The following is a 12,690-nucleotide window of genomic DNA, read 5'->3' as shown; positions in this document are numbered from 1 at the left end:
AACAATAGCTTCCGGCTTCTCAGTCTTGTGGCGCAGGGAACCGTGAGTACATGGCGCGCCATCATTGTCCAGTAGATTTACATCAAGAAGCCGAAATTGCTGGGAGCGATGCATGCCGAAGCCAGGGCGCTCCCGTTCGCACGGGGTTATTGCGCGGATCCTCTCAGGAAGCGTCGTCGGGCAGGGCCTGCTCGTTCTAATCTCCCCGCTACTGACACGCCTGTACACCCCAGCGGATTTTGGAGCGCTGGCAATTGTCACCGCTCTCTCAGGTGTTCTCGGAACCTTGGTTACACTGTGCTGGGAAGCAGCAATGGTGCTCCCTCGGACAACTCTCATCGCCCGAGCTCTGGGATATCTGGGCATGTTCTCGACCATCGCGATATCGCTTCTGGTCACGGTCGGCGCTTTCGTGTGGCGGCAACAGCTCGCCCAACTCTTAGGATCACCCTCGCTCGAGACGTACTGGTGGGTTGTACCGCTGACCGTCTTCACCATTGGGCTCTATCGAGTGAGTTCCTCGTGGGTCGTGCGCATGCAGGAGTACGGGCGGATCGCGTGGCGAAATGTAACCCAGGGCGTTGGGCAAGCAGTGTGCAATCTAGTACTCGGCTTCCTGGGCGCTGCCCCACTTGGCCTCATCCTTGGATTGGCAGCAGGGCGCGCACTTGCCCTCGCAGGCCTCCTCGGACGTAAGTCGTTCCTGGGCGGGCGCAGACCAACGCTCCGGGGCCTCCGCTTAGCGGCGAGGAGGTACAGAAGGTTCCCTCTAGTGACGTCGTGGTCGTACACGCTAAACACCCTCGGGCTCCAGCTACCGATTGTGATCCTGTCGATCGCGTACGAAGCCTACGAAGTGGGGCTACTAGCATTGACCATCCGGGTGTTGGCTTCCCCGGTGTCTATCGTTGCTGACGCGGTAAGCCAGTATTTCGAGGGCTCATTCGGTCAGCGGCTCCGCAGTCACGAACCGGGGCTATCGGCACAGTTGCGTGGCATCACCCTGCGGCTCGCGCTTCTGGCTTTGGGCCCCGCCGTACTGATAGCGGTCGCATCACCGTGGCTCTTCTCCATTGTATTTGGCGAGGAATGGAGTCGAGCTGGTACATTCGCGCAGCTTCTTGTTCTCGGGTATTTCTGTCAATTTGTCGTGGCACCCATCTCGAAGGCGCTCACTCTGCTTGAGCGACAAGACCTGCAACTCTGCTGGGACGTTTTCCGGGCGATCCTCACCGCGGGCTCGATTCTTGTCGCATATAGCATTGGTCTCGACATTATCTGGGCTATTGCGTTCCTGAGTGCAGCTCAAGCCATTAGCTATGGCGCAATGTTGGCGATGACGCTGATCGTCGCGCGAGGTCACGAGAACTCTGCTCTTGCCTCATCCCCGCGCTAATCACCTGCGGCATGCTTCCCGCTGCGAAAAGGGTAGGCTTTGCTCGATAATGAGAATCCTTAGAAGCGGCTGATGACTCGACCTACGCTGACTCCCGTTGATGCTACGGCCGGGTCCCGCCCTGGTCCGACGGCTTGGTTCGGCCCCGTCGCGCTGGCGCTTCTTATGTACTCCGGCCAACTCAAGTCGAATTCACTGCTGTCTTGGATTTCGCTTGATTTGACCGTACTGGCCGCTGGCGCTACTGTGATCGCCCTTGTTCACTCAAGGTTGAAAAACGGGCCAGCGAGTGCTTATGTTTTCGTTCCTGCATCACTCTTCCTGCTGTTCACTCTTGCCCTCTCGAGTGCTGAACTTCATGGCTATTCACTGTCGAAGTCAATCTCGCTCTTCTCGCTGACCCTCGTCTGTGCAATCGCTCCGTTTTACCTCCTTCGTGAGCGCGAGCAGCGGAACGCTTTTCTATACGCTTTGATAGCGATCGCGGCTCTGGTCGCCCTCGTAACCGTGATCTTTCCCACCACTGCGAGTGAGACCTCGGGCGCTATTGCCTTCGAAGGCGCGAACACAATTGGCACCGCCCGTATAACGGGCACTGGCGCGCTAATCCTCGCCGTAGGAGCGTTGTGCGCCAAGACGGGCCCTCTCAACCGAGCCCTGCTTTTCTCTGCGGCAGCTGCACTATCGCTACTAATGCTCAGTTCCGGTAGCCGCGGTCCCTTCTTGGGTATAGCAGCCGGGCTCGCAGTCGTGCTCGCTTTCAGCCCAGCTTTGACGAAGTATCGAGTTCAGGCAATCGTCGGGACCTGTCTTGCTTTTCTTGGCACGTTGCTTTGGTCTTTCAACAACTCAGCTGGTGGGGCAAGCAGGGTGTTCGGTTTCCTAGCAGGCGAGCAGAACACGTCATCACTGATGAGGGAACAGCTATGGGGAACAGCACTCGAAAGTATTCTTCGCAGCCCATTCGGCATCGGTTGGGGCAATTTCGGCAACCTGCCCGGACAAGGCCGGTACGCCTCCGCCGAGGGGCGAGTGTACCCACACAATGTCGGACTTGAGATCTTCGTCGAAGCAGGAGCCCTTGCCGGGCTGGCGTTCCTAATCTATGTAGTCGTTTCCGGTGCGCGACTGACGGTCAGGTCCACCGAACCAACAATGGTAACCCTCCTGGCACTTCTAGCATTCTCTTTCGTCAACGCCATGGTCTCCGGCGACATCAATGACAATCGCCTCCTTTGGCTTTGTCTTTCAGCGGCTTGGATGCATCGCGCTAGGTATAGCGAACGGCGCGAAGTCCGGGAACTCCGGTATCGCTGAGGAAGCGGCAGCATCTCACGCGCGATCTTCCTTAGACGATCTCATCTTCATTCGCAGGCGAGGCGAGCAGCTTGGAACTCGCGCCCTCGACGTTTCTATAACCGAGTTCACTGACCCCGCCAACCCGAGATGTTTACGGGTTCACGGAGGCGAGCCGATCGTACAAGTCGATCAGAGCTGTGGACTCGCTTTCCCAGTTCAGCTCGCGGACAGAAGCGGCGCGTGCGTTGCGTCCATGGGAGACAAGCAAATCCGCTTCCGCCGCATATCTCGCTACAGCGTCAGATATCGCTCTCGGGTCTTTCTCGTCGACAAGGACGCCGCACGCGTTGTCTTCAACAATCCGCCGCCATAGAGGGAAATCGGAGGCGATGACTGGAACCCCAGCCGCCAAATATTCGAAAAGTTTCGTCGGTAAAGAATCCACATAGGCAGCGCTGGCTTGCAACGTGACTATCCCGAGCCGGGCCCCAGAAACGATGTCGCGCGCCCTCTCCGGAGACACGATTCCGTGGTATCGGACGCGGGGCCATGCCGGATGACCCCGCATGCTCTTCTCAAGCGACGGCGGGACTATAGATCCCGCGAGATCTAAGGTCCACTCCTCTGGAAAGCCGTCACAGCTCATAGAATCCAGCATCTGCATGGCTCCCCGAGACTCGCTGATTGCCCCGACATAGACCAGTGTGTTCGGCCGGTCGCCAACGGGTGCGAGACCTTCATCGGATGCCCGAATCCGTGGATAGTTGCGCACCACGGTGACCCTTGCTGAGGAGTATCGTTCTGCGATCCTTTCAGTAGCCGCGACAACGTGATTGGCTCGCATGGTTAGGATGACGACGAGATTTGCAAGTGACGCTGCAATACCCGAAAGGGACTTCGGAATGTAGTGCTTGTCGAGCAACTGGGAGGGAAGGTCTTCGTGCGCGTCGTAGATTACCGTCTTGCCTAATGACCGCAATGGGATGATCGCCCAGGCCAGCTCGGGGTCATGTAGATGGAATATAGTTGCTCGCGTCTTGAGCCCCGCTGCTATGGCTGAAACCGATCCGAGCAGTACTCTTGCTGTCCGTTTCCGCTTGCGGAGCCGAATCACGTTGACGCCTGTATGCGGGGCGGAAAGATCGTTGTCTACCGCGACAAGATGGACTCGGTAGCCGGCATTGGCCAAAGATGTGGCCTCCCTGAAATGCACTCGATTGTCCGTCCAAGGGTGCGCCGAGCTGACGTGCGCAACGATCACTCGCCCTCGCGCAGCCCTTCGGCGGCTTGCTAGATCAGCTTGATTCACGATTCTCCTGTCGGACCTGTAGATGTGCTTGCAACTGCATCCGTTAGGACGGCATCGAGTTGTCCGGCGAGAGCAGAATAGTCGTAATGCTCTTGCACGTACTTTCGGGCAGCATCGCCAAAAGCGGCTCGTTGCGCTGCGGTAGTGGTCACCAGCTCAAGCATCGCCTGCGCGATAGCCTGAGACTCGTCGGCGGGCACAGTGAGCCCCGCCCCCGCATCCCGAACGGGGTTATTCGCGGCGTTGCTGGCTATGATGATGGGTCTAGCCGCTGCCATGTAGTCGAAGAGTTTGTTGAGACTGATTCCGTATTTGTAGAGTTTCAGATCAAGAACATTCAGAACCAAGACGTGGGCGGCGCTCGCGAGAGCAGGGATTTGCGCTTTTGGCACTGGCGCTCTGAAATCAACAACGTCGCTGACGGCAAATTGCCGCGCCAGGTCAGTCAGCGCGTCCTTCCGGGCGCCAGCCCCCACGAGAACGAGCTGCGCCTTGATGTGGCTCTCCGCATAGAACTTCGCGAACCCACGGACGATCGCTTCGACACCGTTGGCCATGCCCAACGAGCCGAAATACATGAATGTGAACGGTTCCGTTGCGGGCTGGGGCGTATGTGCGAAATCTTCCACATCAGTACCATTGGAGATCCAGATGACCTTCTCACGCGGTACGCCTTGACTTTCTAGATAGTCAGCAGCGAAGGGCACCAATACGATGACCTTTTCGGCCGCTTCGCACAGATGCCTCTCCAAAGAACGCATCAGTCGCGCAGGAACGCCATTTCGGCGCAACTTGCCCATATCGATCAACGTTTCCGGCCAAAGGTCGCGGATCTCGAATACGAAGGGGATTTTACGTCGCCGAGCGACCACTTTTGCAGCCCACGCAGCAAAGGGATGAACTGTACTTCCTATGATTATGTCTGGTCTAGAAAGCCCAGCGGTGGAGCGCTTCCGCATGACCCCTGCCGTGAACTGCAGCATGCCCCTCATGCGCGCGAGGCCGTTTCCTCTTGCGTTATCTGTTCGGAGCCATCGAGCTGTGACGCCATTGTGTGACGTCGTTGTCATTCGCTCATGCTTGCCGACCCGCTGGAGATCCGAGTTATGACCCGCGCTCGCTGCAATCAAGGTCACGTCCCAGCCCGCAGCAACCAAACCGGCGCCCAACGAGAAGTGCCGCGATCCAGATGCCGTGTCTCGTGGATCCGATACATAATGATTCACGATCCAGACGGATCTGCGTCGTCCAGACATCATGCTCCTTGACGTTGAAGGGGTGAGATGGTCATTCGTGTGTCACGCGTGTCTTCGGTTCGCCCTTTGCGGGAAAGGCAGTGCTGTCGGTGCCCTCTGTTCGCCGCGTTCACCTGGCTGGCACTCCCTTTACTACCGCCGAATCCGGCACATCCCTTACAACACAGGCTGCCGCCCCGACCACCGAGTTTCTGCCGATTCGAAGCCCTTGAAGAACTACAGCCCCCGCGCCGATCAAGGATCCGCGGCTCACCAAAACTTCGCCGGAGACGACCGCTCCTGGGTTGAGCGAAACGTATGCGGCTATCGTGGTGTCGTGCCCAATCGTGACATTGGGATTGATCTGAACGTGCGTCCCAATGTTCACGTTGGTCGATATCTGCGCGCCGGAACAGACCACCGTCCCGGCAGCAATTGTGCCGGCGCTGCCGACCACCGCAGATGGGTGCACTAGCGCCGCGACGGCTCTGAAGCCCCGCTCCTCCCAGCGCAGAGCGATGTTCGCTCGCACGGCGGGGGAACCGATACCAACTACGAAGATCCCGTCAGACGGACCATACCGCTGAAACCAATCCTCCTCTGAACCGAGGTAATGAGCATTGCGACGCTCCAGGCGCGCGAGATTTTCGGTGCTTGGTGAATCATCCACGACACCGAGAACGTTGTAGACGGGATTTACCGACCTGCGGTTGATCGCATCGATGACGTCCAATGTCTCGCGTCCGGAGCCTCCAGCCCCGACTACGACAAGAGACTGATTCACTGTGCGCCGAAAAATTCTGTTGCCGTCGCTTGCCCTGGGGCGGTTACACCGTTGCGACGAAGGACACGGAAGACTGTCTGCCGCAGAATCCGCATGTCGAGCTTGAGAGATCGTGTGTCAACGTAGCGAACGTCTAGCGCGAACTTCTCTTCCCACGTCAGTGCGTTTCGCCCGCTAACTTGTGCCAAGCCAGTTACGCCCGGACGGACCTCGTGACGCCGTGCTTGTTCAGGCGTATACCGCTCGAGGTACGAGACAAGCAAGGGTCGCGGCCCAACTAAGCTCATGTCGCCTTTGATCACATTCAACAAAGTCGGTAACTCGTCGAGACTCGTCGAACGCAACGCACGGCCCAGGGGTGTCAATCGCCGGACGTCAGAGCTCACCCCTTCTCCGTCAGCGGGCGGGTTCATGGTGCGAAATTTAACCATGACAAACGGTTTACCACCTCGCCCCGGGCGCACCTGGCGAAAGAGGACGGGACGCCCTAACCGCACCGCGACTGCCGCAGCCACTAGCGCCTGGATTGGAAGCGACGCTACGTAGAGGGGCACGCTTAGCGTGAGGTCGAACACCCGCTTGAGTGACTCGTACCCCCACAGTCCGTTTTTCGACTTCACTGGTGATCCTCCAGAAAGCGCTGAATAGTCGCCATCACGTATTCGGTCTGCTTAGTCGTCAGCGCAGACCCACTCGGCAAAGTCATTCCAGACCTGAACAGCCTTCCCGCAGCGCCGCTTAGGGTCGCATCCGCGGTCGCAAACACTGGCTGCATGTGCATCGGTTTCCAGAGCGGCCGACTCTCAATGTTGGCCGCACTCAGCGTCGCGTTCAAATCTGCGGTTGTCCATCCCGTCGCCGCGTCATCGACCAAGATCGACGTCAGCCACACATTGTCGTGAGAGTCTCCGTCGCCCCCAAATAATGTCACACCGTCGATATGCAAGAAAAGATTTCGGTACTGTTCTCGGATCGCCCTCCGACGAGCGATCATCTCGTCGAGTCGCAGGAGCTGAGCCCGCCCCAGTGCCGCTAATAGGTTGCTCAGCCGATAGTTGAACCCAATGTCAGTGTGCTCGTAGTGGATCACGGGCTGCCGCGCTTGCGTTGCAAGGTAACGCGTTTTGGCAGCGAGGTCCTGATCATCTGTCAGCAGCATCCCCCCACCAGACGTCGTCATTATCTTGTTTCCATTGAACGAGACAATCGATGCCCTTCCGAAAGATCCCGCCGCGCGGCCACGGTGGTAAGCCCCAAGCGATTCTGCGGCGTCGCATAGAACGGGCACATCGAATTCTGCAGCGATAGGCAATATCGCAGTGTAGTCGACCGTCTTTCCGAGAAGGTCAACGGGAACGATCGCAGCCGGCTTAATGCCGTCGGTTCGCATCTGTTCCAACGCGCGCTGAAGCAGTCTCGGGTCCATATTGCCCGTGTTGGGCTCGCAATCGACGAAGTGCGGCGAAGCGCCGGTGTAGACAATAGCGTTCGCCGTCGCAGCGAACGTCATGGTCGATGTGATGACCACGTCGCCCGCCTTGACCCCTAGTCCAAGCAGGCCCAAGTGAAGTGCTGCTGTTCCCGAGCTCAATGCAACCGCGTATTCGACACCCACCCGGTTAGCCATTTCCAACTCGAAGGCGTCGACGTCCGGCCCCAGAGGAGCGATCCAACCGGAGCGGATCGCTGCAAGGACAAACTCCTCTTCGAGCTCCCCGACGTCAGGAGATGACATGTGAATTCGATCGTTCACTTTTTCTCACTCACTGGCAGCCGTTCAATTATGGAGGTGTCATTGTTGCGCGGGGACGCGAACATCCGCTCTTCCCAGCCGCGCTTGTCAAGTCGTTGCGGCGAGATCCCGTTGACCCTTGCATGGGAGATCTTCGGGTGCAACGGCCGCTCGTCCGTCTCGTTTTGACCGATGAGTTCTTCGTGTAACTTCTCGCCATGGCGAAGGCCGGTGAAGACAATTTCGATGTCCTTCCCCGACATCGAAATCATACGTTGAGCCACATCCAGAATCTTCACCGGTTCGCCCATGTCGAGGATGAGGACTTCTCCGGCACTGCCGATTCCGCCGGCCTGGACGACGAGCTGACACGCTTCGGGGATTGTCATAAAGAACCGGGTCACATCTGGGTGTGTGACCGTGAGAGGGCCACCAGACTCAATCAACGACGTGAACGTGGGCAGCATCGAACCGCGGCTTCCGATCACATTGCCAAATCGGACCGAGAGGTACGTCTTCCCAGTCTCTTTCGCCATCCAGGCCGTCAGCTTTTCGGCAACGCGCTTCGAATGGCCAAGCACACTGGTCGGGTTGGCTGCCTTATCCGTCGATATGTTGACGAAAGTCGAGACTCCCGCCAGACGCGCGGCCTCAAGCACGTTGAGAGAGCCTATTACGTTGGTCTTCCAAGCCTCGTCTGGATACTGCTCCAGCATCGGCAAATGCTTGAGAGCGGCAGCGTGAAACACCACGTCCGGTCTACGATCCAAAAATATACCGTTGAGGGCATCTTGATCGCGGATGTCGGCCAATACCACGTCTCTCGTGTCGAGTAGTCCGTGGCCAGAGATACCGATCTGAGCGCCCTGCAGGCCCGTTTCGTCGCGGTCGAGCATGATGAGTTCGCCGGGACCGTACTTCGCGATCTGCCGACACAATTCGGAACCGATCGAGCCTCCGGCGCCGGTAACAAGAACCTTCTTGCCTTTGAGATAACCAGCGATCGTCTCGACCTCGGTATCGACTGGATGGCGGCCGATGAGGTCTTCGATTGAGATGTCACGCATGTCGGCCAGGCTTGCTTTGCGCTCCAAAAGCGTTTCGAGGGGCGGGAGTACCTTGACTCGAAGACCTGCTGCAGTCGCGGCGTCTGAGATCCGCCTGATCAACGACGAGTCCGCTCGCCCAATGCAGATGACCAAGTCTGTGGCTTGGGTTCTTTCGACGACCCTATGGAGGTCGTGGAAGGTCCCGAGGACTCGAACGCCGCGGTGCTGGGCGTTCGACTTCAGCGGATCATCGTCGAGCAATGCGACGGGCAGGAACTTTGACGTTGGATCTGTCAGCATTCGTCGAATGAGCGTTGCCCCTAGATAGCCGGCTCCGTAAATAATCGTGCGGCTAGCTTCGCTTCCTGGCTTGTATTTGCGTTCGACGAATAAACGTTTGGCATAACGGACAGCAAACATGAGTATGACGGCGATGGGGAATGCAATGACTGTTGCGCTACGGGCTATGTCGATGATCGGTCCGAAGATGAGCACCGGAATGCTGAGGATGGCGAATACGCTCAGCGCCGCGAACACCAATGCGCGGACTTCCTCGAAGCTGCCGTAAGTGTAACGACCCTTGTAGAGGGCGTAGCCCCAACCGATGACCAGTTGCAGTACGGTCGCGAGAAGGATCAACCCGAAAAGAGCACCCCAACCGATCTCGCCGAACGAGAATTCGTAACGGAAAATAACCGCTAGGAGGAGTGCGGCCGCCCACGCGATGGCATCAAGCACGAACTGGGCACCGAACCGAACCAGTGGGACCTCACCGTTTCGACCCTCGTCGCTCACTCTTGGATCAGGCTCTAGCTCCACGTCGCTCCCCCATCAGTAGACCGTACAAAATCTTCTCCTGCCCACAGCCAGAGCGCTCCGTCATCCGCAGCCGCCAAAGCGGTTTGGCCAAGCGGTACCGCCGTGCCGACACAAGCTGAGCCCGCACTCGGTTCTCCTCCAGCGATCACGACGATCGACGTGCCCTCGCATTTGGGCGCGCCGGACACGGCGATGACGTAGCCATCACCGGAGCCAGCTAGGGCGACCGCGCCCGGAACGGTCACCGGAGCGGACCATTCGGTCGCGCCGTTTGACATCTCGAAGAAGCTGCGATCTGAACAGAGGACCGCCGCGGACTCCGTCCGTGTCGCAAGGGCGATGACGGAATCGCAGGGGGCCGCAAGAGCGCCGGCTGGTGATTGCACGCTCCCTCTGTCTGCAGGATTCAGGTACCAGTACGCACCCAGATTCGCAGAATAGTCCTCCCAAGCGTCACCAGCGACGAAGGTCCCGACCAGCTGCGGCGAACACGCGCCATCGAGCGTGACCACGTTAGCTTCGCTCGCAGAGCTCGGCACGATCCGCACCAGGGTGTTCGCACCAGTCTCTAGAGCCGGGTCGATGGACTTCCACGAGGCGCCACTGTCTTCTGTGTACTCGAGCGCGGACGGTCCGTCAGGGCAAGTGCCGACGACCCCACGCCATGCCACATCTGCTGATGCAGCAGCCAGCAGTCGTTTCGGCGGAACGGCCAGCGGCGCTGCGCTCGGCGTTGGGGTACTTGATACGGACGGCAGTGATGATGCAACGGGAGGAGCGGGAGTCTTGGCAGCTACTTCTCCTGGGGCACGGTTGGCGTTGAGAGCAAACGCTACGAGGGCAACGTCGAAGGCGAGGAAAAGAGCGAGGGCAATAATCCACCAACGTCGAGAGATCCCGGCACGTTTCGGCCGGTGAACCGGTGCTCTGTTCGAAGCCACGAGACCCTCAGACCGCCGTCACCGCGCGCTCGAACAGAGCGAGCGATGCCTGAACCGCAGGGACGAGCTGCTGCCCGGACAGTGTGTAAACGTCGTCGGCCCGGCGGTAGGGGTCGACCACGTCGTCATCATCAACGTTCTGTAAGGGAGTGACCATACCGCGCAGGGAAGCCGCTGCCTCGACTGCGACCGCGAATCGTCCTGAGACATCGTCACGCTCGAGCACCGCGGCATCCATCAAGTCCTCGTCGGTGATCTCTGCTGCGATCCTTGCAAACTCCCGGATGGTGAACGTGTAGCGCGAAGCGCGCGGGTGCAGTTGGACGACGGCCCGACGGTGCTCGCGGGACATGGCAAACACCACGTTTGCCTCGCGGATTTGCTGCTCGTTGAGCTCGCGAGCCACGTGGCTCGCGGCATCCGTCACTCCGAAGCTGGTAGCCAGGGCGAGGGCACGCGCGTCCATCGGCTCTCCGACCAAGCCGACCGTGCCGGCGCTACCGACGGAGACCCCGGGATAGGAATTCAAGCCAGCTCGCAAAAGCTGCTCTGCCATTGGAGACCGGCAGATGTTGCCGGAGCACACAGTCAAAATGGTGAAGTCAGCCACGACTACTCCAGTCTCGCTTCGCGGAGCGAACGTCGACCTTTCGCTGCCGCCCTCTTGCTGATCTTCTTACCGGTGACATGGTCGGCGGTCGGCTCGACATCATCGAACTTGCCATAGCTGTATTGACCGTAGGCGTACGAGTCCGGACCCTTGGTCGGCAACATCGTGACAACGATGCCAGCGAGGTTACTGCCGATGCTCTCCAGCGTGCGCACGGCAGCACCGAGCTCGTTCTTTTTGGTTCGCCCGGAGGCCGCAACCATGATCACCCCACCAGTCAGCTTCGACATCACCGCAGCATCGGTGACCAGAAGAAGCGGCGGCGCGTCGATGAGCACGAAGTCGAACTGATCGGTCAGCGAGGTAAGCACACGCTTCATCGCGGCCGAACCGAGCAACTCGCTCGGGTTCGGAGGTACGCGACCGCTTGGAAGCACGTACATCTTTCCCCGACCCCATTTTTGGAGCACGTCCGCCAGTTCCGCGCGGCCGATGAGCACATCCGTCAGACCAACGCCGCCCTCGATACCCATGTATTCAGCGACTCTCGGGAGGCGGAGATCGCCGTCGATAAGTGCAACCGAGGCGCCGGTCTCAGCGAGAGCGATCGCTAGGTTGGCCGTGGTTGTGCTCTTCCCCTCACCGGGAATGGAACTGGTCACCACGAAGCTCCGCGGCCCCTTCTCGAGGTTGACGAATTGGAGATTGGTGCGGAGGCTGCGGAAGGATTCTGCACGGGGACTGCGGGGATCAGCATGCACAACGAGCGGGCGCTTCTTTGCCTCCGGGTCGAGTGCGATCCCGCCGAGGATGGCGGCATCCGTCACTGTCTCGATGTCATGGGAGCTGTGAATTCTGGTGTCGAGAACGCTGCGAAGGACGGCCACACCAAGTCCGATGGCCAACCCGACCAGAAGTCCGAGGATGATGTTCAACCGTACGTTGGGGCTCGACGGATTCGAAGGCGTGACCGCGGGCTGGATTGTTTCGATCCTCACCGGGCTCACGGTCTCGCCCTCGGGCTTCTCCAGCTGGTTCGTGACGACGTCGGCGAACGTCGAGCCCACCGAGTTTGCAATTGCGGCTGCCTGGACCGGGTCAGTGTTCGTGACCGTGACGTCGATAAGTACCGTGTTCAGCGGAGAGCTTGCGGCGATCGACGGTGCGAGCTGCTGTGCTGTCAGATCCAAATCGAGCTCGTCGATGACCTTGTCGAGCACGAGCGCGCTGTTTACGACATCGACATACGAGGTAACGGCCTGTCGGGCGAAGCTGGTTCCCTGAACGAGTTCACCTGTCGCTGCGCCTTCAGCCGCGCGCACCGAGACGTACAACTGAGTCGTCGACTGGTACTTCGGAGCAAGGGTCAGCGAGTACGCTGCCGCCGCACCCACACCGAGCAAAGTGCAGGCGACGATAAGAATCCAGCTCTTGTGCAGAATTCTTACGTAGTCTTTGAGCTCCAAAGAGTCCCCCTAAAAGCAGCTGTCAACGTATAGACACGTCTGTTTAGTTT

The 12,690-nt window shown here is 59.0% G+C and carries 10 protein-coding genes; 2 read left to right on the top strand and 8 right to left on the bottom strand.

Going from position 1 to position 12,690, the window contains the following annotated elements; all coding sequences use genetic code 11:
- The first annotated feature begins 112 nt into the window (after positions 1 to 112).
- Complete coding sequence (locus ACWA1Q_RS02650; protein ID WP_463759291.1) at positions 113 to 1,396, top strand: lipopolysaccharide biosynthesis protein; 1,284 nt, start codon at positions 113 to 115, stop codon at positions 1,394 to 1,396.
- Between the two features lie 165 nt (positions 1,397 to 1,561).
- Positions 1,562 to 2,713 carry an O-antigen ligase family protein gene (locus tag ACWA1Q_RS02645; RefSeq protein WP_463759289.1) on the top strand — a complete coding sequence of 384 codons (1,152 nt, stop codon included), beginning with the start codon at positions 1,562 to 1,564 and terminating at the stop codon, positions 2,711 to 2,713.
- Between the two features lie 133 nt (positions 2,714 to 2,846).
- On the opposite strand, the gene ACWA1Q_RS02640 is transcribed toward ACWA1Q_RS02645, so the two are convergent.
- From ACWA1Q_RS02640 to ACWA1Q_RS02605, 8 genes are all read right to left on the bottom strand, one after another.
- Positions 2,847 to 3,908, bottom strand: coding sequence for a glycosyltransferase (locus ACWA1Q_RS02640; RefSeq protein WP_463759287.1), 1,062 nt, complete (start codon positions 3,906 to 3,908; stop codon positions 2,847 to 2,849).
- Between the two features lie 92 nt (positions 3,909 to 4,000).
- Positions 4,001 to 5,260, bottom strand: coding sequence for a glycosyltransferase family 4 protein (locus ACWA1Q_RS02635; RefSeq protein WP_463760750.1), 1,260 nt, complete (start codon positions 5,258 to 5,260; stop codon positions 4,001 to 4,003).
- Positions 5,261 to 5,369: 109 nt separating this feature from the next.
- Positions 5,370 to 5,972 carry a NeuD/PglB/VioB family sugar acetyltransferase gene (locus ACWA1Q_RS02630; RefSeq protein WP_463759285.1) on the bottom strand — a complete coding sequence of 201 codons (603 nt, stop codon included), beginning with the start codon at positions 5,970 to 5,972 and terminating at the stop codon, positions 5,370 to 5,372.
- Between the two features lie 47 nt (positions 5,973 to 6,019).
- Positions 6,020 to 6,577: a sugar transferase gene (locus ACWA1Q_RS02625; protein ID WP_463760748.1), complete on the bottom strand. Its 558-nt coding sequence runs from the start codon at positions 6,575 to 6,577 to the stop codon at positions 6,020 to 6,022.
- Positions 6,578 to 6,639: 62 nt separating this feature from the next.
- Positions 6,640 to 7,758: a DegT/DnrJ/EryC1/StrS family aminotransferase gene (locus ACWA1Q_RS02620; protein ID WP_463759284.1), complete on the bottom strand. Its 1,119-nt coding sequence runs from the start codon at positions 7,756 to 7,758 to the stop codon at positions 6,640 to 6,642.
- Between the two features lie 14 nt (positions 7,759 to 7,772).
- Positions 7,773 to 9,542: a polysaccharide biosynthesis protein gene (locus ACWA1Q_RS02615; protein WP_463759282.1), complete on the bottom strand. Its 1,770-nt coding sequence runs from the start codon at positions 9,540 to 9,542 to the stop codon at positions 7,773 to 7,775.
- Between the two features lie 1,029 nt (positions 9,543 to 10,571).
- Positions 10,572 to 11,120, bottom strand: a complete 549-nt coding sequence (locus ACWA1Q_RS02610) for an arsenate reductase/protein-tyrosine-phosphatase family protein (protein WP_463759281.1) — start codon at positions 11,118 to 11,120, stop codon at positions 10,572 to 10,574.
- A 56-nt stretch (positions 11,121 to 11,176) separates the two neighbouring features.
- Positions 11,177 to 12,640: a tyrosine-protein kinase domain-containing protein gene (locus ACWA1Q_RS02605; protein WP_463759280.1), complete on the bottom strand. Its 1,464-nt coding sequence runs from the start codon at positions 12,638 to 12,640 to the stop codon at positions 11,177 to 11,179.
- Positions 12,641 to 12,690: the final 50 nt, after the last annotated feature.

Source organism: Mycetocola sp. TRD_SC_2 (assembly GCF_055361225.1).
Note: the sequence above shows the minus strand (reverse complement) of the source record. Positions and strands in the feature narration are given on the sequence as shown.